14 protein-coding genes are annotated in these 20,050 nt (G+C 65.3%); 11 read left to right on the top strand and 3 right to left on the bottom strand.

Annotation, left to right across the window (positions count from 1 at the left end; translation table 11 throughout):
* Positions 1 to 192: 192 nt before the first annotated feature.
* The 3 genes from HDG39_RS28965 to HDG39_RS28955 all read left to right on the top strand — a co-directional run bounded on the left by HDG39_RS28965 (position 193) and on the right by HDG39_RS28955 (position 8,744).
* The gene (locus HDG39_RS28965; protein WP_311667626.1) at positions 193 to 2,409 is read left to right on the top strand and encodes a CHAT domain-containing protein; all 2,217 of its coding nucleotides are present in this window, start codon (positions 193 to 195) and stop codon (positions 2,407 to 2,409) included.
* Between the two features lie 20 nt (positions 2,410 to 2,429).
* Positions 2,430 to 4,103 carry a ShlB/FhaC/HecB family hemolysin secretion/activation protein gene (locus HDG39_RS28960; protein WP_184010881.1) on the top strand — a complete coding sequence of 558 codons (1,674 nt, stop codon included), beginning with the start codon at positions 2,430 to 2,432 and terminating at the stop codon, positions 4,101 to 4,103.
* An 81-nt stretch (positions 4,104 to 4,184) separates the two neighbouring features.
* On the top strand, positions 4,185 to 8,744 hold the full coding sequence (locus HDG39_RS28955) for a beta strand repeat-containing protein (protein WP_184010879.1): 4,560 nt from the start codon (positions 4,185 to 4,187) through the stop codon (positions 8,742 to 8,744).
* On the opposite strand, the gene HDG39_RS28950 is transcribed toward HDG39_RS28955, so the two are convergent.
* From HDG39_RS28950 to HDG39_RS28940, 3 genes are read right to left on the bottom strand one after another with little or no spacing between them, the layout of a single operon-like run.
* The gene (locus HDG39_RS28950; RefSeq protein WP_221305900.1) at positions 8,741 to 9,541 is read right to left on the bottom strand and encodes a glycosyltransferase family 2 protein; all 801 of its coding nucleotides are present in this window, start codon (positions 9,539 to 9,541) and stop codon (positions 8,741 to 8,743) included. The genes HDG39_RS28955 and HDG39_RS28950 overlap by 4 nt on opposite strands.
* A gap of 34 nt (positions 9,542 to 9,575) precedes the next feature.
* Entirely contained in the window at positions 9,576 to 10,373 is a 798-nt protein-coding gene (locus HDG39_RS28945; RefSeq protein WP_184010877.1) for a PP2C family protein-serine/threonine phosphatase, read from the bottom strand.
* Positions 10,374 to 10,407: 34 nt separating this feature from the next.
* Positions 10,408 to 11,184 (bottom strand): hypothetical protein, encoded by a 777-nt coding sequence (locus HDG39_RS28940; RefSeq protein WP_184010875.1) that lies wholly within the window; start codon positions 11,182 to 11,184, stop codon positions 10,408 to 10,410.
* Positions 11,185 to 11,966: 782 nt separating this feature from the next.
* Between HDG39_RS28940 and tssA the strand changes: the two genes are divergently transcribed.
* The 8 genes from tssA (at position 11,967) to tssG (ending at position 20,048) form a co-directional block, all read left to right on the top strand.
* A complete protein-coding gene (tssA, locus tag HDG39_RS28935) occupies positions 11,967 to 12,998 on the top strand; it encodes a type VI secretion system protein TssA (protein WP_184010873.1) in 1,032 nt (343 codons plus the stop codon).
* An 86-nt stretch (positions 12,999 to 13,084) separates the two neighbouring features.
* Positions 13,085 to 13,591, top strand: coding sequence for a type VI secretion system contractile sheath small subunit (gene tssB / locus HDG39_RS28930; RefSeq protein WP_018422997.1), 507 nt, complete (start codon positions 13,085 to 13,087; stop codon positions 13,589 to 13,591).
* 25 nt (positions 13,592 to 13,616) lie between these two features.
* Positions 13,617 to 15,113 carry a type VI secretion system contractile sheath large subunit gene (gene tssC, locus HDG39_RS28925; RefSeq protein WP_184010871.1) on the top strand — a complete coding sequence of 499 codons (1,497 nt, stop codon included), beginning with the start codon at positions 13,617 to 13,619 and terminating at the stop codon, positions 15,111 to 15,113.
* Between the two features lie 45 nt (positions 15,114 to 15,158).
* A complete protein-coding gene (locus tag HDG39_RS28920) occupies positions 15,159 to 15,647 on the top strand; it encodes an Hcp family type VI secretion system effector (RefSeq protein WP_184010869.1) in 489 nt (162 codons plus the stop codon).
* A 95-nt stretch (positions 15,648 to 15,742) separates the two neighbouring features.
* Positions 15,743 to 16,579 carry a type VI secretion system accessory protein TagJ gene (locus tag HDG39_RS28915; protein ID WP_184010867.1) on the top strand — a complete coding sequence of 279 codons (837 nt, stop codon included), beginning with the start codon at positions 15,743 to 15,745 and terminating at the stop codon, positions 16,577 to 16,579.
* Positions 16,572 to 17,084, top strand: coding sequence for a type VI secretion system baseplate subunit TssE (gene tssE, locus HDG39_RS28910; protein WP_018422993.1), 513 nt, complete (start codon positions 16,572 to 16,574; stop codon positions 17,082 to 17,084). The genes HDG39_RS28915 and tssE overlap by 8 nt, the downstream gene beginning before the upstream one ends.
* A 4-nt stretch (positions 17,085 to 17,088) precedes the next feature.
* Positions 17,089 to 18,984, top strand: a complete 1,896-nt coding sequence (gene tssF / locus HDG39_RS28905) for a type VI secretion system baseplate subunit TssF (RefSeq protein WP_184010865.1) — start codon at positions 17,089 to 17,091, stop codon at positions 18,982 to 18,984.
* The gene (gene tssG / locus HDG39_RS28900; protein ID WP_184010863.1) at positions 18,969 to 20,048 is read left to right on the top strand and encodes a type VI secretion system baseplate subunit TssG; all 1,080 of its coding nucleotides are present in this window, start codon (positions 18,969 to 18,971) and stop codon (positions 20,046 to 20,048) included. The genes tssF and tssG overlap by 16 nt, the downstream gene beginning before the upstream one ends.
* The last annotated feature ends 2 nt before the right edge of the window (positions 20,049 to 20,050 follow it).

Genomic DNA, 20,050 nt, shown 5'->3' with positions numbered 1-20,050 from the left:
CGAACGAGCGGGTCATTTTTTGAAATCAGGCGGGCGCGCGTGCCTGAGCGGTGGTCCGCGTGCGGCCGCCGGTTTCAAAATCGGCCTGCCGGATTCGTCTATACGGTGTTAGTCAACCGCTGCGTGCAGCTTGCGGGTTGTACGCGCATTCCATCCCAGCCGCTTCCTTTTGCCTTCTTGCAGGAAGTTAAAGTGAACGAGCGCCAAGGCTTATCGAGCGGGATGGCACACCGGATCGATGCCGCGTGGGTCACGGGCGCGCTCGTCATGGGCTCGATGCTGCTGGGCGCGGCGGGCAATACGCTGGCCGCTGGCACGTCCGCCGCCGCGGCGCGGCCCGCGAGCGCCGTGGCCCTTGCGCCCGAGTCGTTCGGCTTTCGTCAGGCCGATGAACGCGAACGCGACGCCGAAACGATCAACACCTTGACGGCCGAGGGACGTCTGCTGCTGTCGCGAGACCGCGTCAAACTCCCTGCCTACGACTATTGCAGCATGTCCGTCGCGGCCGCCGAGCGCGGCGACTTCCGCGACAGCGTCGATGCCGCGGCGCGCGCTCTGGTGGTGGCAGGGCAGACCAACAATGCGGACCTGGCGGCCCTGTCCAAACGCGATCTCGCGATCGCCTACAGCTATGCCGGCGACCTTGACAATGCCGAACGCTACGCCCGCGATGCGCTCGCTTCGACGCCGAAGGCGCCCGAGCAGGTCTTTGCGCCGGCCAACAAGGTGCTCGGCGATGTCGCGTTGCGCCGGGGCAAGCCGCAGCAGGCGCTGGCCGCCTACGAAGACGCGCTCACGACCGCCTCGCCGCGTTACAAACCGCTGGTGCTGATGTCGATCATCAACGCGCAGCTCGCCGAGGGCGATACGCCTGGCGCGCGCCAAACCTTCGATGCTGTCGGCGCACCGGCCACTGCGGAACTCGCGCCCGCCTACCGGCGCATCGAAGGCAATCTGCTGCTGGCCGAAGGCAAGCCCGAGGATGCGAAACACGCGTTCGAAGCGCTGTTGAGCCAAAGCGGCAATTCCAGCGACGCCAACTACGACCGCCTGTGGGCCCACGAAGGAATCGGCCGCGCCGAGCTCGCGCTCGGCGACAAGCCGCATGCGCGCGAAGCCTACCTGCTGGCCGTCGACGACTCCGAGAAAATCCGCACGCGGTTTCGCAGCGACGAGTTCAAGACGGCGCTGTTCGGCGACACGCAAACGGTATTCGAAGAGGCCATCGCGCTGACGGTCGAAGCCGGCGACTACGGGAGCGCATGGAGTCTGTCCGAACGCAGCCGGGCGCGTGCGCTGCTCGACGTCGTGCGCAACCGCGTCGACGCCGGCGTCGACGACCGTCAATTGAACGGGCAGGTGCCGAGTCTTGCCGCGACGCGCGGCGCGCTCCGGCCCGACGAGGCGATCGTCGAATTTCACAGCCTGCCCAACGAGCTGATCGTCTGGGTGGTGCGCAACGATGGACTGACCGGCCACACCTTGCCGGTTGCGCGCGCGGACATGGATGCCGCCGTGACCGACCTGCGCAATGCGATCGTGCGCCGGCGACCGGCCGCGCTGACCTATGGCGACAAGCTCGATGCGTTGCTGATCGCGCCGCTCGGCTTGCGCGCCAACGAGCGGCTCATCATCGTGCCGCACGGCGCGCTGCACTATCTGCCGTTTCAGGCGCTGCACGATGCCGACGGCTTTCTGATCGAACGCCATGCGATCGCGCTCGAACCATCGGCGAGCGTCGCGGTACAACTCGCGCAACGTCAGCAGAAGATCGCGAGCGATCTGGTCGCGTTCGGCAATCCGACCATCACACCTGCCTATGCGCTGCCAGGGGCCGAGGCGGAAGTGCAGGGCATCGCGCCGCTGTTCGCGCGCAACGAGGTGTTTCTGCATAGCGACGCCACGCGCCTGAGCTTTCGCGACAACGCGCCCGCCGGACGCGTGTTGCACGTGGCGACGCACGCCCAGGCCGACACGATCGATCCGTTGCACTCGAGCATCCTGCTCGCGCCCGCGACGCAGCCGGCCGACGGCCCGGACTCGCTGCTGGCGAAAGACATCTACAACCTGAAGCTCAACAACGTCTCGCTCGTCACGCTGTCGGCCTGCGAGACGGGGCTTGGCCGGATCGCGCGCGGCGACGAAATTCTCGGCTTCACGCGGGCATTCTTCTATGCTGGCGCCACCAGCCTGATCGTGTCGATGTGGCCGGTCGCGGACGAATCGAGCGCGCTGACGATGCGCACCTTCTACGCGCAACTCGCGCAAGGCCATGACGCGATCGACGCGATGCGCACCGCGCAACTGGCGGTGCTGCACACGCCGCGCTTCGCGCATCCGTTCTTCTGGGCGCCATTCGATCTGATGGGTGGCTGGCGTTTGACCATCGCGCGTCAGCAGCAGGGATGAACCAAACAGACCCTAGACCGATGAACAGACTCCGACTGATCGCCGCGGCGGTGTCCTGCAGTAGTGCGCTCGCGTGGGGCCAGACGCTGCCGAACGCGGGCAGCATCCTGAACCAGACGGCGCCGCGCGAGACCCGGCCGGCGCCGCCGGGCGGCACTCAGGCGTTACCCGCCGTGCCGCCGCCGGCGGCGCCCGTGACGGCGCCCGGCCCGACCTTCCTGCTGAAGAGCATCACGTTGAAGGGCAACGACACGATCGCCAGCGACGCGCTGCTTGCGCCCGTTCAGGACAAGCTCGGCAAGCAAACCAGTCTCGCCGGGCTCGAAGAGATTGCCGCGCGCATCACGCGGGTCTATCGCGATCACGGCTATCTGCTCGCCCAGGTGGTGATCCCGCCGCAGGACGTCACGTCCGGCAACGTCGAAATGAGCGTGCTCGAAGGGCGCGTCGGCCATGTGCGGCTCGACATCGCGGCCGGCACGCCGATCCGCGAAGACCTGTTGCGCGCGCGGGTCGCGCAGATTCCGTTGGGCAAGCCGCTGCAGCAGCACGAACTCGAACGGACCATGCTGCTGCTGTCCGATCTGCCGGGTATTCAGGTCTCCTCGGCAATCGAAGCGGGCGAGGAGCCCGGCACGGTCGATCTGAGCGTCAACGTCGCGCCGGCCAAACGCTGGACCTTTGCGCTCGATGTCGACAACTTCGGGGCGGAGTCCAGCGGTACCTGGCGGCTCGGCGCGCTCGCGCGTCTGAACTCGCCGTTCATGATCGGCGACAACCTGGACCTGCGGCTGCTCGCCAGCGAACGCAGCGACACCCTTTACGGGCGCGTCGGCTACGAAGCGCCGATCAATGCGCAAGGTACGCGCGTCGGGGTCGCGGTGTCGCGGCTCAACTATGCGCTCGGCCAGGAATTCGCGTCGCTCGACGCGCAGGGCGAGGCGACCGTGGTGGACTTCACGCTCACGCATCCGCTTGTGCGCACACGCAATCAGAGCCTGTTGGGGCGCGTCAATCTGGAGTATCGCGACCTGATCGACAACGTCGGCATCGTCGATCAGCACAATCCCAGATCTCTGGTGGAGGGCAGTATCGGCCTGAGCTATGAAAGCCGCGACGCGCTGTTCGGCGGCGGCTTCAATAGCGCGGATGTCGAACTGTTGATCGGCAGTCTGCATTTCCGCAACGCGCAAGCCGAGGCGCTCGATGCCTCGCCGCTCGGGCGCGACACGCAGGGCACCGAAGTGCGCGCCACTTTCTTCGCCAACCGCCTGAACGCGATCACCGAGCGGCTCAGCGTATTCGCCGGCGTGTCCGGGCAGTGGGCCGGAACCACGCTCGACAGTTCGTCGCGCTTCCTGCTCGGCGGCCCGCACGCGGTGCGCGCTTATTCGCCGTCCGAGGCACTGGTCGACGAGGGGTTCGTCGCCACCCTCGAAGGGCGTTTCGCGATCGATGCGCGGGCGACCGTGTTCACGTTCTTCGACTTCGGTACCGGTTGGTACAACGCCACGCCGCGTCCGGGCCAAGGGTCGAACGTGATCACGCGCAGTGGCCTGGGTCTCGGCGCGTTCTGGGCCGCGCCGGGCGGCTTTTCGCTACAGGGCACGGTCGCATGGCGCACGACCGGGCCCGATACGACCGGCAACGACAGGCTGCCGCGCTTTTATGTGCAACTGACCAAGACGTTCTAGCAGGCAGCGAAATGCAGCGAAACGCAACGAAACGAGACGAAACGCAACGACAAGCAGCAGCAATCTGTGCCGAGGTGTGCGATGAACAAGCGATGCAATGTGCGACCGGGGCATGTGAGCACGATCGCCGGCGCGGTCGCCGCGTTGTTCGCGGCGTCGTATATGCCGCTCGTTCTCGCGAATCCGACCGGCGCCCAGGTGGTGGCCGGCACGGTCAGCATCAACTCGCCGGGCGCGGGACAGATGCACATCACGCAGGGCTCGTCCAATGCGATCGTCAACTGGAACGCGTTTTCGATCGGTAGCGGCGAAGCGGTCAGGATCTCGCAGCCGTCGGCTTCCGCCGCGCTGCTCAACCGCGTGACGGGCAACGACCGCAGCGTGATCGCCGGACGCCTGCAGGCCAACGGCAAGGTGTTTCTCGTCAATCCGGCGGGGGTGATCTTTGCGCCGGGATCGTCGGTGAACGTGGGGTCGATGATCGCCTCGACACTCAATATCTCCAATGCCGATTTCCTGGCCGGCAACTTCCATTTCGTCGGCGCGTCCGCGGCGGCGCTCAGCAATGCGGGGTCGCTGACGGCGGCCGCGGGCGGCACCATCGCGTTGCTCGGCGGCACGGTCAGCAATAGCGGCACGGTCAGCGCAAAACTGGGCCGCGTCGCGCTGGGCGCGGGCAACGACATCACCGTCGACTTTGCTGGCGACGGTTTGACCACCCTGAAGATCAACCAGGGCGCGGCGCACGCGCTGATCGGCAATACCGGCACGCTGGCCGCCGACGGCGGCACCGTGGTGATGAGCGCACAGACGGCCGACGCGCTGGCGGGCACCGTCATCAACCAGCAAGGCATCGTGCGCGCGCAGAGCCTGAGCGAACACGACGGCCGCATTCTGCTCGACGGCGGCACGAACGGCGTGACACAGGTGAGCGGGACGCTCGACGCCAGTGGCGGCGCGGGGCAAACCGGCGGCAGGATCGACGTGACCGGCTACGACGTGGCGCTGCTGGCCGGAGCGTACGTCGATGCGAGCGGCGCCGCGGGCGGCGGAACCGTCCACTTCGGCGGCGGCCCGGCGGGTGCGGACCCCTCCGTTCGCAATGCCAATGCGATCTGGATGTCGCCGACCGCCAGCCTCCACGCGGATGCGCTCGTCGACGGCAATGGCGGCAACGTCGTGGCTTACAGCGAAACGGCAAGCCGCATTTACGGCACGTTGACCGCGAAGGGCGGGCCGCAGGGCGGTAACGGCGGCTTGATCGAAACGTCCGGCCACACGCTCGACACGACCGGCATGAGCGTCGACGCATCGGCGGCGAAGGGTCAGGGCGGCAGGTGGCTGCTCGATCCGTTCCAGGTCGACATCGTGACGCAGGTGCCGGATGTCACCGCGGCGCCGGTCCCGACGCAGACCGCAGCCGATTCCAACACCATGACGTTCGGGCCGATCACGGGCAGCACGTTCATCCTGAACACGGCGCTTACCGGTCCGCTGAGCCTCGGCACGTCGGTGACGGTACTGACAGGGACCGATCCGAACAACGGCGCGGGCGACATCGTCGTCGACGCGCCGCTCAACCTCACGACCGGCACGCTTCCCGCCACGCTGAAGCTGAGCGCGACGGGATCGGTGCTGGTCAACAACACCATCACGTCGAGCGCGGGGCCGCTCAGCCTCGTATTCGATGCGAACGTGGGCGGCACGAGTCCGCTCAGTCTGGTCTCGTTCCAGGGCGTCACGGTGAAGACCAACGGCGGCGGCGTGACGTTGGGAAGCGGTGGCGCGAGCCCGGTCCTGATCCAGAACTCGAACGTCGACACCGCGGGCGGCGATCTGACGGTCACCGGCACGTTCCCGATCAATGGCGTGGCGATTGGCTATCTGATCACGTCGTCGTCGGGCATTTTCATCGACTCGTCGACCATTTCCACGGAGGGCGGCGTGTTCTCGCTGACGGGTGTCGCGCTGGGCCCGAACGCCAACGGTGTGGCGATCAACGGCACCAGCTCGCTCTCGACGACGAGCGGCGCGCTTCGCATCACCGGCACGGCTACCGCCGGCGGCGGAGGCAACGACGGCGTGATCGCGCAAGGTGACAATACGATTCAAACCGGCAGCGGCGCGCTCACCATCAGCGGCGCCGGCAGTTCGAATATCGAGGATCAGGGCATCGGCGTGCTTCTATCCGGCACTTCAGCCAGCACGACGAGTGGTGCATTGAGCGTGAACGGCAGTTCCTCAGGCAGCAGCGCGATGGGCGTGTTCGTGACCGGCGGCGCCACGGCGGGCGAGGGTCCCGCGCTGCAGCCCGGGCTCAGCAGTTCGGGCGGCGCGATCACGGTCAACGGTAGCGTGACGCAAAGCGCGCAAGGGGGCTTCGGCGTCGAGATTCAGAACACCACGATCTCCAACACGTCCGGCGCGATCGGGGTGACGGGGAATGTCACCGGTACAGCCGCCGGCGGCTCCTTCGCGGACGGCGTCTATTTTTATGGCACCACGTTGAGCACCGGCAGCGGCGACATTTCCGCCGCCGGAAGCGTGTCGTCGAACATGAACGTCAGCATCGGCCTCGACATGCATGGGTCGTCGGTCCAGTCGACGAGCGGCAACCTCAAGTTCACCGGACAAAGCGTGGGAGCCGCGGTCAACGGCGACTCGGTGATCGGGCTGATGTTCGAGAACACGCTATGCGTGGACTGCATCCAGACAGCCGCCGTATCGGTGACGACCGGCACGGGCACGGTGAGCCTGTTCGGCAGCGGCACCGGTCCGTTCGTGCAGGGTGTGCTGATCACCGACGGCACGACGATCACGTCGACCAACGGCGGGGCGATCGATATCCGCGGCGCGGTGAGCGGCCCGGCCGGCAGCAGTCCGAACCTGCAGAACGACTATGGCGTGCTGATCGCCAATGGCGCTATCGGCGCGACCGGGACGCGTGCCACCACGATCGGCATCGCCGGTTCGACCACGACGTCCGATCCGGGCGTCGCGATCGGCCTTGCGGTGCCCGAGACCGAGCAGAGCGAGTTTGGGCTGATCAATCCGACCTCCATCGTCACAGGCGGCGGCGTGACGAGCGCGGTTGCCAATGCCACCGCCGACAACGTGACGATCTCGACGACGAATCCCGCTTCGATCGTGTTGCGCGCATTCAACGACGGCACGGCGAGCAGCCTCGCCATCACGCAGGCGACGCTGTCGTCGCCGGGCGGCGTGCTGTCGATCATGCCGGCGTCGGTGGACCCGTCGAGCTTCACGATCACCGCTCAGAACGCGACGCCGATCACGCTGCTCGGCACGGGCGGCGGTCTCAGCATCGACGCCCCGACTTTCTCGACCTTCGCGTCGATTCCCAGCATCGTGCTCGGGTCCAGCACGCAAACCGGGCGCATCACCGTCGGCGGGCAGTGCGTATCGGGCGGCTCGACTTGCGTGCCGACACGTCCGGGCTTCGCGAACAATCTCACGCTGTCCAACCCGGGCGCGGGCAGTCAAGGGATCGCGCTGACCTACGGCATCTCGACTCCGGGCCAGACCTTGATGCTGCTGTCGGCTGGTCCCGTCACGGACCCTGGCGGCATCCAGGCCGCCGGGCTGATTCTCGCCGGCCCCGGTACCTTCACGCTGACCGATCCGCAAAACGACGTCGGCGTGCTGGCGATGTCCAACGCGGGGAGCGTCGACTTCTCGAACTCGCATGGCTTCGTGATCGGCCCGCTGACGAGCCAGACGTTCGACTCCGCCGCGAGCCAGTTGAGCCCGATGAGCGTGACGAGATCGACGCTGACCGGCAGCCTCGTCGCGACCGCTACGACCGGCAATATCGGGCTGGGCGCGAGCACGCCGTCCGCGACGGCTCCGAATACGAATCTGAACGCGGGCGGCTCGATCGATCTGGTGATGGAGAACGGCGTGTTCGTCGATGCGAACTCCGGCACACTTGGCGCCGGCAACGCATGGCGCGTCTGGGCCAGCACCTGGAACGGCGAGACACGCGGCAGCGTGCAGCCGAACACCGCGCAGCCCAATTTCTACGGCTGCCTGTTTGGCTCGGGCTGTAGTTGGGGCGGCACGGTGCCCACCACGGGAAATCATTTCGTCTATGTCGCACGGCCGACGGTCACGGTCACCGCGGACGGCGCGACGCGCTACGTCGGCGCACCGAACCCGGCGTTCACCTACACGACGAGCGGCCTGATCAACGGCGATACCGCCGCGGGCACGTTGAGCGGCTCGGAAACGACCACAGCCACTCTGACTTCACCGGCGGGCGGCTATCCGATCGACCCGAACTTCACGTCCAGCGTGGGCTATATCGTCAACGAAGTGCCGGGCACGCTGACGGTGACTCCGTTTCCGAGCACGATCTCGAACCCGCAGGGCCCGATCCCCAATCCGGTCGCGCAAAGCGGTCTGCAGACGTTTTTCAGCAGCCAGGAGCAGACGTTCGTCTACGAAAACAATCTGCAGGGCACCAACATCTGCATCGGCTCGAACCAGCCGCTCTTCAGCACGACGCCGCCTGGCGAGAATCAGGACATCCTCGCGGTCGAATGGAAGCGGGTGCGTTCGCAGCCGAACCTGAACAGCTGCCTGCTGACGAACGCCCAGCACGGCTGCGGTGACTTCTAGCGGGAGCCGGGCGAAGCGGGCGGGACGGGTGGCGCGGCGCCTTCGGGCGAATGCAGCGCGCGCAGTTGCGCGATGGCGGCCTCGGCGCTCGCGACGAACCGTTGCGAGAGCCGCCATGCTTCGACGACCTCCTGATGGACGGGCTGCTCCATGCCGAGGTGAATCCGGAAGAATCGTTCAGCGTGGATGGCCGGGTGGTAATGCTGGCGCACCCGCTTCGCGTCGATCAGCCGCCGGTTGCCGAACAGCCTGCTCAATGCCCACGAAAACGCGCCGTCTTCTCCGCCGACGCGACGAAAGAACGCGTCGAGCGGAAACCCGCCCAGCGCGCGATACACCGCCCGCCGGATCACGAGACTGCTCGGCACGGTGTTGCTGAGGATCGCCGCGTATTTTTCGAAATCGGGATGCTCGACGATCGCGCGCGGAAAGCCCGCGTAGTCGACATCGAGCCGCACCGATGCCTCGCCCGGACAACGCTGCAGATAGCCACTCGCCGCGGCCAGCGCGCCGGGCAGATATTCGTCGTCGGCATCGATGAATCCGAGCAGATCCTCGGTCGCGTGCATCGCGGCCCAGTTGCGCGCGGCGGCGACGCCGCCATTCACGTACATGCGCAGTACTTCCACGCGCGCGTCGAGGCGGCCGTAATGTTGCGCGACTTCGATCGAAGCATCGGTCGAGCCATCGTCGACGACGATGATTTGTGCCGCCTCCGGCTGGATCAGGCAGCTTTCCAGTGCGCGGCCAAGCGTTGCCGCCATCTGCAGACAGGGAATGATGATCGAGATCGGCATGATGCGAGCCCCGTTCCGATGCTGATCCGCTGCGTTACGCCTGTGCCGGGCCGGGCATCAATTGCGTCGCCTGCGCGTCGTCGTCGCCGACCCACACCGCGAACGCCGTGAAGTTGTCGTGATTCGTGCTGGCGCTCGCGCGCACCTGTTGCGCGAGCGCGTCGAGCCAGGCGCCGGGTGTCGCCGCATGAGCCAGCGCGTCGGCGATGCCGGCGTCGTCGGCGTACTCCCACAGGCCGTCCGTGCAGATCAGGAAAGCGTCGCCGTCATGCAGCGCGAAGGTACCGTCGACGCCCGCAATGGAGAGTGCGTCGCGCGTGCCCAGCGCCGCATACAGCACGTTGCGGCGCGGATGATGACGCATCTCCTCCTCGGCGAGCAGCCGCGCGTCGACCATCTGCTGAACCATGCTGTGGTCGCGCGTGCGCGCGCAGATCTCGCCGTGGCGGAAACAGTAGAGGCGGGTGTCGCCGCAATGGGCCCACGCGGCCGTCGCGCATTCGCGGTCGATGGCGAGCACCACGGCCGTCGAGCGCATGTCTTTTTCATTGCCTTCGCCGCGCAACTGTTCTTCGACGATGTTCTCATTGGCATGCGTGAGCGCGCTGATCAGCCGGTCGCCCGTCGGCGGCAATTCGGCAACGGTCAGGTAGCGCAAATCCGCCAGCACCGAAGCGACCACGAGGCGCGAGGCGGTGTCGCCGCCGCCGTGTCCGCCGGCGCCGTCGGCGACGACGCAATAGTAGAGCCGTTCGCTCGACCAGTCGCCGAACGAATCTTCGTTGCGCGGGCGGTCGCCCCGGTCGGTCAGGCTCGCGGTGGCAAGTTGCACCGTTGACCTCTCATATGCTCGTGGTCTGTCGAGCTCATTCCTGTGCGTGCGACTGCGCGGACAGAATGCCCAGAACCAGCAGGATGACGATGCGATTGCCCGGCGAGATGTCGATGCCGAGGTTGTGCTCGATCCATCGGCCGATTTGCGTGCGGGCGAAGTCGGCGGGTATCGAGCCTTTTTTCAGCGTGACGCCAAGCTTGCGCGCCCGGTAGTGATACGACGCGATGCCGTAACGCGCGGCCACCTGCGACAGACCGCCTTTCTCGTTCGACAGCCAGCCGAGACTGCCGGCGAGCAGCATGCGGTCGGCGTCGTCGAGCGAAGCGATGAAATGCGACGCGGAGTCGCGTACCTCGGCTTCGTGCAGACCGTATTGCAACAGGACCGAGCCGATCGGATCGGGATGAAAAGCCGTTTGCCGGTCGATTTCGAGCATCACGTCGCCTTCGTCGAGCGACACGTTGCGCTGATGGCTCGCGCTGCGCAGACAGTCGATCAGATAGCGGCGGAAATAGGCGCACACGGCATGGCTGGTCGAAGGCGCGCTGTGCAGCGGGAAAGTGGGCGATGCCGTCGGCGCGGTATCGAGGCGGAATACCTTGAGATAGAGGAACTGCGAGATCAGTTCCTCCTTGTCCTCGCCCAGCGCCTGCAATTCCGACGGATGGTAGCCGGTCAGCGCGCGGCGCACGATCGTATAGATCGACGCCATTTCGTCGTGGCTCAGGCAGGTGCGGCGTTGCCACAGGTCGGGCAGTGCGCTTTCTCCAGCGTGGTCGGCAATTGCAGCGCTTTGGATATCTGCCACTTTTCACCCCGAGGTGGTGAGCCCCGCTTCTTCAGGGCGGAGCCCGGCTGCTGACACTACCCATTTCGCCGCGTTTGTGGTGCGCCGGCTTCCTGTCCCCAATGAATCCGGCACTCGCTTTGCCGCCATATCGGCAGATTGCGTATGCCAAGCGCTTGCAATACCGGCAATTCCGACGTGCAACCGGCGCGTGATTGGAAAACAGACTTAGTCTATTGGCACGTTTTATTTATTACAAGGTAAAACTTAATATGTTATTCACCGCCTTGACGACGGGTTCTATCGCTATCAGGACTAACCCTAAACGCAATGTAAGCGCTTACCGGCAATCCGGTGAGGTCAAAATTTTTAAAAAATCGGAGCAGCTGATTCGTTTACCTAGACGTCGGGATATCCCGCCAATCGACCGTCCTGAAAGGGCGCGCTGGTGAGGTCGTAAGACGACTGTCCGAGCTTGCGATTGGTAATGGTGCCGGAACGAAATGTTAAAACGTCTTAAGTGTTTATGGAGTTGAATGGTATTACATATACTACTTCGCTTAATTAAACAAAATCCGTTTCTATTGCTATCCGGCTTTGATTTTCCGGGCTGCGTGCTATTCTCATATCGGATTGCCGCCGAGAAAGGACAACGCTCGCTAAAAACATCGCAATAGCTGGCGAAGGCAATCTAATCAGAGTTAACACGTATTTCCGGGAACGTTGATTCCCGGCGGGCAAGGGCAACCCGTACCGGTCACTTACGGTGCGTCGAGACTACTCATCCGAGACCGATACCAGACATGGCCACGCTTCTCGCGGGCGAAATGCTTGCCGACATATCAGCTGCCAGTCCATGCGGGGACGACCTCGAGTACGACCCTGACTTCCTTGCGCTCGAGCAGGTCGTCCACGGCAAGCCGGAGGTGCAGTTCGGCGAGACCATGGTCGCCGCCACGCCGCCTGACTGGAAAGTGGCCGAAGCGCTATCGCTCGATCTGCTCGCAAAAGGCCGCGACTTGCGCGTCGCGGTACACCTGGCGCGCGCGCTGCTCAATCGCCGAGGTTTCGCCGGCTTCGCCGAGGGCCTCGCGCTCGTCGAAGGCCTGCTCGAACAGCGCTGGGACCATGTCTATCCACAGCTCGATCCCGACGACGACAACGATCCGACCGCCCGCGTCAACGCGCTCGCCGCCCTCGTCGAACCGTCCGGCATGCTGGTGGACGTGCGCGACGCACCGCTCGCGTCGTCGCGCGCGCACGGTGGCGTCAGTTTGCGCGACATCGAATATGCGACCGGCGAAGTGCCGCTGCCCAAGGGCATCGAGGCGGCGTCGCTGAGTTCGATCGACGCGGTGATCGCCGACGCCCACGAAGACGCCGCCGAAGCACACACGGCCTTGCTCGCGGCCACGCATAGCGCGATGCGCATCGAGACGGTATTGACCGAGCGTGTCGGCGCGGCGCGGTCCATCGATCTCTCGCCGCTATCGAGGCTGCTGCGGCGTGCAGCCGACTTTCTCGGCGAGCGTCTCGATGTCCCGGACGGAGCGCCGCAGGCATCGCCGAACGGCGACGTGACCCCGGGCGAAAGCGCCGGCGCGGCGCCGGCACCCGTGCCGCTGTCCGGCGACATCACCGACCGTCAGGACGTGATTCGCATGATCGACAAGATCTGCGCGTACTACGAGCGTCACGAACCCTCCAGCCCGGTGCCGCTGCTGCTGCTGCGCGCGCGCCGGCTGGTCGACAGGAACTTCATGGAAATTCTGCAGGACCTCGCGCCCGAAGGCGTGCGCCAGGCCAGGCAGGCCGGCGGTATCGAAAACGAGTAAGCAGTCAGGGGGGATAGGCTTTTTCGCTTCTAGCAACGCCAGTCATGCGCCGCGCTGCTCGCGGCCGTGAGGCGTCAACCAGGGGAATGGTCGTGGCCAAGGAAAGCAGCCAGAAATTCATCGCGCGCAATCGAGCGCCGCGAGTTCAGATCGAATATGACGTCGAAGTCTACGGGTCGGAGAAAAAGGTCAATCTGCCCTTCGTCATGGGCGTGCTGGCCGATCTCTCCGGTCAGCCGGCGGACCCGCTCGCGCCGGTGGCGGATCGAAAGTTTCTCGAGATCGACGTCGACAACTTTGACGAGCGTCTGAAGTCGATGAAACCGCGCGTCGCCGTGCAGGTGCCGAACGTGCTGACCGGTCAGGGCAACCTCGCGGTCGACATGACCTTCGAGAGCATGGACGACTTTTCGCCCGCGGCGGTCGCGCGCAAGGTGGACGCGTTGTCGAAGCTGCTGGAGGCGCGCGGCCAGTTGCAAAACCTGCTGACCTATATGGACGGCAAGACCGGCGCCGAGGAGCTGATCGCGAAACTGCTCAACGATCCTGCGTTGCTGCAGTCGTTGGCGTCCGCACCGAAGCCGCAGCAATGAGCGTGATCTACAGGGGAGTCTGACCATGGCTGAACCTAGCACCCAAGGGCAAGCGCAACCCGGCGAGGCGTCGCTTGAAACGAGCGATTTCGCGAATCTGCTGCAAAAGGAATTCAAGCCGAAGAGCGAGAAGGCGAAGGAAGCCGTCGAGACGGCGGTGCGCACGCTCGCCGAACAGGCGCTGCGCGAGACGACCGTGATTTCGGGCGATGTGCTCGCGACGATCGAATCGCTGATCGCGCAGATCGACGAGAAGCTGACCGCCCAGATCAATCAGATCATCCACTCGGAAGAGTTCCAGAAAGTCGAGAGCGCGTGGCGCGGCTTGCACTACCTGGTCAACAACACCGAGACGGACGAGACGTTGAAGATCCGCGTGATGAACGTATCGAAGGGCGATCTGTACAAGACGCTCAAGAAGTACAAGGGCACCGCGTGGGATCAAAGCCCGATCTTCAAGAAGCTCTACGAAGAGGAATACGGCCAGTTCGGCGGCGAGCCGTATGGCGCGTTGGTGGCCGATTATTACTTCGACAACGGCGGGCCCGACGTCGATCTGCTGACGCAGATATCCAGGATCTCGGCCGCCGCGCATGCGCCGTTCATCGCCGGCGCCGATCCCGCGGTGATGCTGATGGATTCATGGCAGGAGCTGGCCAATCCGCGCGACCTGACGAAAATCTTTCAGACGCCTGAGCATGCGGCGTGGCGTTCGCTGCGCGAATCCGAGGATGCGCGCTACGTCGGTCTCGCGATGCCGCGTTTTCTCGCGCGCGCGCCGTATGGCGCCAAGACCAATCCGGTCGAGGAATTCGATTTCGAGGAAGACACGGCCGGCGCGGACAGCGGCAAATACGCATGGGCCAATGCCGCCTATGCGATGGCGAGCAATATCAACCGCTCGTTCAAGATGTACGGCTGGTGTTCGCGGATTCGCGGCATCGAGTCGGGGGGCGCCGTCGAGAACCTGCCGGTGCACGCGTTCCCCACCGACGACGGCGGCATCGACATGAAGTGCCCGACCGAAATCGCCATTAGCGATCGCCGCGAAGCCGAACTCGCGAAGAACGGCTTCATGCCGCTCGTACACAAGAAGAACTCCGATTTCGCCGCCTTCATCGGTGCGCAGTCGCTGCACAAGCCCGCCGAGTTCGAAGACCCCGATGCCACCGCGAACGCGAACCTGGCCGCGCGTCTGCCCTATCTGTTCGCCTGCAGCCGCTTCGCTCACTACCTGAAGTGCATCGTGCGCGACAAGATCGGCAGTTTCAAGGAGAGGGACGACATGCAGCGCTGGCTGCAGAACTGGATCCTTCAGTACGTCGACGGCGATCCGGCGCACTCGACGGAAGAGTCCAAGGCACGACGCCCGCTCGCGGCCGCCGAGGTGGTCGTCGAGGAAGTCGAAGGCAATCCCGGTTATTACACGTCGAAGTTTTTCCTGCGTCCGCACTACCAGTTGGAAGGCCTGACCGTATCGCTACGGTTGGTTTCGAAGCTTCCGTCCGCCAAGGCGGCATGACGGAAATCCCCATTGAGTGACGAATTGCTTTGAGCGGAGAAGAAGATGGCCATCGACATGTTCATGAAGCTGGGCGATATCAAGGGCGAGTCGCAGGACAAGACCCACAAGGAAGAAATCGAAGTGCTCGCGTGGAGCTGGGGCTTGAGCCAGAGCGGCACGATGCACATGGGCACGGGCGGCGGCGCCGGCAAGGTGTCGGTGCAGGACCTGTCATTTACCAAATACAGCGACAAGGCGAGTCCGCCGATCATGGCAGCCTGCACCAAAGGCACGCACATCGACACGGCGTTGCTGACGGTGCGCAAGGCAGGTGGCGACAATCCGCTCGAGTACTACAAGATCACGTTGAACGGCGTGCTGATCAGCTCGTATTCGACCGGCGGCTCGGGCGGCGAAGAACGCTTCACCGAGAACGTCACGCTCAACTTCGAAAAATTCCATGTCGAGTACCAGCCGCAAAACGCGAAGGGCGAGAAGGAAGGCGGGGTGGTCGAAGTGAAGTGGAACATCCCCGCCAACGCGACTACCTGATCGGCTGAGCGCAAAGGGCGACTGCACTGCGGCGGTCCTGCCGTCGCAGTGCGGCGGCGGGTGGGACGACTCGAGCCAGACCGGAGCGAACCGGCATGAACGCAGAAGAATGCTTGCGCGAAGGCGATCTCGACGGATGTCTGCGCGAATTGCAAAAGCAGGTTCGCAAGGATCCGTCGAAAGCCGCCAATCGCGTCTTTCTCTTCCAGTTGCTCGCGGTGACGGGCGCCTGGGATCGCGCATTGACGCAACTGAACGTCGTCGGCGAACTCGACGCGGCCGCGTTGCCGATGGTGCAAACCTATCGTGAAGCGTTGCAATGCGAGGCGCTGCGCGAAGCGGTTTTCAAAGGCGAGCGCGCGCCGCTGATCTTCGGCGAGCCGACCGGCTGGCTTGCGTTGCTCCTCGAGGCATTGCGGCTCGACACCGCGGGCGATAGCGGCGCGGCGGCCGCCGCGCGCGCGCGGGCGCTCGACGAGGCGCCCGCCACCGCCGGCGCACTGAACGGCGAACCGTTCAGGTGGCTCGCCGACGCCGACAACCGGCTCGGCCCGACACTCGAAGCCGTGCTGAACGGCCGCTATTACTGGATTCCTTTTTCGCGCATCAAACGGATCGAAATCGAGCCGCCGTCCGACCTGCGCGACCGCGTCTGGATGCCGGCCGTTTTCACGTGGGCCAACGACGGCCAGGCCGCCGGTCTGATTCCCGCCCGCTATCCGGGCACGCTCGCCGAGCCGAATCGAGCGTTGTGGCTCGCGCGCCTGACCGAATGGATCGGTGACGATCCCGTGCTCGCACGGCCGGTGGGACAGCGTATGTTCGCCTCCGATGCGAACGACTACGCGCTCTTCGACGTGCGCACCATCGAACTGACGAGCGGCGACGCGCCTGCCGAACAGGACGGCGCGGCCGTGCCGGATCATGGCTGAACTGACCGCGCGTGATCGCCTGCAACCGTCGCTGCTCGACCGGCTGACCGATCTCGAACCGGAGGCGAAGCAGGAAGCGCGCGAGCGGCGCGTTCTGTCGATGCGCGCGCTGCGCGAAAGTGTGCAGCGCGACCTCGGCTGGCTGCTGAACGCGAATGGCCTCGCGTCGGTGCAGGATCTGAGCGGCTATCCGTATGTCGCGACATCCGTGATCAATTTCGGCCTGCCGGACATTGCCGGCAAGACCGCCTCAGGCATCGATCCGTCGCGGCTCGAGCGGCTCGTGCGCGATGCGATCTGGGCGTTCGAGCCGCGCATTCTGCGCGACACCGTGCGGGTCAGTTCGATGCAACTCGAAGAGACGACCGGGCGCCACAACACCGTGTCGTTTCTGGTGGAGGGCGATCTGTGGGCGCAGCCGTATCCGGAGCGGCTCTACTTCAGGACCGAACTCGACCTGGAAGTCGGCGAAATCCGCGTGATCGACCAGGGCGGGCCGCGCTGAAGCCATGAATCCAGACCTGATCAAATACTACAGCCAGGAACTGCAGCATCTTCGGGAGATGGGCGGCGAGTTCGCGCGCGAATTTCCGAAGATCGCCGGGCGCCTCGGACTGGAAAACCTCGAATGCGCGGACCCCTACGTGGAGCGTCTGCTCGAAGGCTTCAGTTTCCTCGCGGCGCGCGTGCAACTGAAGATCGACGACGAGTTTCCGCGCTTCACCCAGCATCTCGCCGAGCTGGTGTACCCGCATTACCTCGCGCCCACGCCGTCGATGGCCGTGGTGCAGATCCAGCCGGACCTGACCGGCTCCAATCTCGCGGACGGCGTGCGGGTTCCACGCGGCAGTACGCTGCGCAGCGTGCTCGACAAGAACGGCTCGACGCGCTGCGAATACCGCAGCGCGCACGAACTGACGCTTTGGCCGCTCGAAATCACGGAAGCGCGGTTTTTTACGCACGCGGGCTCGCTCGGTGGCATCGACAGCGCGCTGCCGGCGAGCATGGCGGCGGGCGCCGCTATCAAGGCCGGCCTCAGGCTGCGCCTACGCGCCACCGCCGGTCTGAGAATCAACCAGCTGAAACTCGACCGGCTGACGCTGTATCTGCGCGGCGCGGACGGGATGGCCACGCGTATCCACGAGCGTCTGCTCGGTTCGGTGAGCGGCGTCGTCGTGATGCCGGCCAAACGTCCGGCGTCCTGGCATGTGCAGTTGCCGGCGAGCGCGCTGCGGCCGCTCGGGTTTGCCGACGATGAAGCATTGCTGCCGGTCAGCCGGCAGTCGTTCCAGGGCTACCGGCTGTTGCAGGAGTATTTCGCGTTTCCGCAGCGCTTCATGTTTCTCGCCATCGACGGTTTGCACGCGGCGTTGCGGCGTTGCGCGGACACCGAAATCGAAGTCATCGTGTTGCTCAAACGCGGTGATCCGCTGCTCGAACAATCGCTCGATGCCAATAATTTCGCGTTGCATTGCACGCCCGCGATCAATCTCTTTTCGCGGCGTACCGATCGCATCGCGCTGTCGGACGAACAGTTCGAATATCACGTGGTGGCCGATCGCACCCGGCCGATGGACTTCGAGATCTATCAGATCGAGAGTGCGACCGGCTATAGCGCGGGCGCCGGCGGCGAGCAGCGCTTCGAGCCGTTCTATCACGCGCGCGATCTTGGCGCGACGTATCGCGCCGGCGCGTACTACCAGGTGCGCCGCGAAAAACGGCTGCCGTCGGCGCGTCAGCATGAGCGCGGCCCGCGCACGAGCTACCTCGGCAGCGAGATGTTCATCGCGCTGGTGGACGCGAGCAATGCGCCGTTTCGCGCTGACCTGCGGCAACTCGGCTTGCAGGTGCTGTGCACGAATCGCGACCTGCCACTGACGATGCCGGTCGGCGTCGGCCCCGCCGATTTCACGCTCGATGTCGAAGCGCCGGTGCAGAGCGTGCGCTGCGTGAGCGGCCCGAGCCGGCCGCTGCCGTCGTATGCGCACGGGGCCGTGGCGTGGCGGCTGTTGAGTCACCTGTCGTTGAACTACTCGTCGCTGCTCGATAACGATGCCCAGGAGGGCGCCCGCGCGCTGCGCGATCTGCTGAGTCTCTACTGTCCCGCCGACGAGATCGCGAGTCAGCGGCTGATCGAGGGCGTGCGCTCGATCGATTCGCGCCCGGTGACGCGACGCTTGCCGGGCGCGGGGCCGATCGTATTCGGCCGCGGTCTCGAAGTGACGCTGACGCTCGACGAAGCCGCGTTCGAAGGCGCCGGCGCGTTTCTGCTCGGTGCCGTGCTCGCGCAATATTTCGCGCAATACGTATCGATCAACTCGTTCACCGAGACCGTCGTGAAGACGCTGTCGCGCGGCGAGATCATGCGCTGGCCAGCGAGGGTCGGACAATGCCGGACGCTCTGACACTGTTGCGCCGGCTCGAAGACGATGCGCGCCGCTTCGACTTCTTCCAGGTCGTGCGGCTGCTGGAGAACGCGTATGCGGACAAGCCGCGCGTCGGCGAGTCGATGCAGCCGCGCGACGATGCGATCCGTTTCGTGCAGGAGCCCGAACTGGTTTTCCATCCGACGACGCTCGGTGACTTCACGCCGGCCGGCGAGCATCACGCCGCGCGCCTCGCGGTCAAGTTCTTCGGCCTGCTCGGGCCGCATGGTCCGTTGCCCACCCATCTGACCGAGTACGCTCGCGACCGCGCGCGCAACGCGAACGATCCGACCTTCGCGCGCTTTCTCGATGTCTTTCACCACCGGATGGTGTCGCTGTTCTATCGCGCCTGGGCCAATGCGCAACCGGCCGTGAGTCTCGACCGTCCGGGGCGCGATCGCTTTTCCTTTTATGTCGGCAGCGTGTTCGGGCTGGGCGAGCCGACGCTGCGCGATCGCGACGCGGTGCCCGATTGCGCCAAACTGCACTTCGCCGGATTGCTGGGCGGGCCGACCCGTCCGGCCGCCGGTTTGAAACTCGTGCTGGCGCGTTTTTTCGACCTGCCGGTCGACATCGAGCAGTGGGTCGGCCATTGGATGACGCTGCCCGCGAATTCGTTGTTGCGCCTGGGCGCAGCGGACGGTTCGGCCGCGCTCGGCGTGTCGACGCTGCTCGGCGCGCGCGTCTGGGATTGCCAGCATAAATTCCGCATCGTCATCGGCCCGTTGAGCCGCGCTGATTACGAGCGCTTCCTGCCGGGCGGCGAGAGTCTGAAGCGCCTCGTCGACTGGGTGCGCAATTACGCGCGCGACGGGCTCGATTGGGATCTCCGGCTGGTGCTGAAACAGGAGGAGGTGCCACGCCTGAAGCTCGGGCGCCACACGCGGCTCGGTTACACCACCTGGACGCTCGGCCACCCGGCGCGCGGCGATCAGCGTCAGCTGGTGTTGCGGCCGACCGGTCCGGACGGCCGTTCACGGATTGCCGCGGCGGCCCGCGAGGCGTCCGCGGCGGCGCCGCCATCGACATCATCGAGGGAATAGAA

The sequence above is a fragment of the Paraburkholderia lebeckiae genome (assembly GCF_014201005.1).
GTDB lineage: Bacteria > Pseudomonadota > Gammaproteobacteria > Burkholderiales > Burkholderiaceae > Paraburkholderia > Paraburkholderia tuberum.
This window is presented reverse-complemented; position numbering and strand designations above follow the sequence as displayed.

Excerpts from the sequence above, each read along its gene's own strand:
- HDG39_RS28960 (WP_184010881.1), top strand. The coding sequence starts at position 2,430 with ATGAACAGACTCCGACTGATCGCCGCGGCGGTGTCCTGCAGTAGTGCG.
- HDG39_RS28955 (WP_184010879.1), top strand. The coding sequence starts at position 4,185 with ATGAACAAGCGATGCAATGTGCGACCGGGGCATGTGAGCACGATCGCC.
- HDG39_RS28950 (WP_221305900.1), bottom strand. The coding sequence starts at position 9,541 with ATGCCGATCTCGATCATCATTCCCTGTCTGCAGATGGCGGCAACGCTT.
- tssA (WP_184010873.1), top strand. The coding sequence starts at position 11,967 with ATGGCCACGCTTCTCGCGGGCGAAATGCTTGCCGACATATCAGCTGCC.
- tssB (WP_018422997.1), top strand. The coding sequence starts at position 13,085 with ATGGTCGTGGCCAAGGAAAGCAGCCAGAAATTCATCGCGCGCAATCGA.
- tssC (WP_184010871.1), top strand. The coding sequence starts at position 13,617 with ATGGCTGAACCTAGCACCCAAGGGCAAGCGCAACCCGGCGAGGCGTCG.
- HDG39_RS28920 (WP_184010869.1), top strand. The coding sequence starts at position 15,159 with ATGGCCATCGACATGTTCATGAAGCTGGGCGATATCAAGGGCGAGTCG.
- HDG39_RS28915 (WP_184010867.1), top strand. The coding sequence starts at position 15,743 with ATGAACGCAGAAGAATGCTTGCGCGAAGGCGATCTCGACGGATGTCTG.
- tssE (WP_018422993.1), top strand. The coding sequence starts at position 16,572 with ATGGCTGAACTGACCGCGCGTGATCGCCTGCAACCGTCGCTGCTCGAC.
- tssF (WP_184010865.1), top strand. The coding sequence starts at position 17,089 with ATGAATCCAGACCTGATCAAATACTACAGCCAGGAACTGCAGCATCTT.
- tssG (WP_184010863.1), top strand. The coding sequence starts at position 18,969 with ATGCCGGACGCTCTGACACTGTTGCGCCGGCTCGAAGACGATGCGCGC.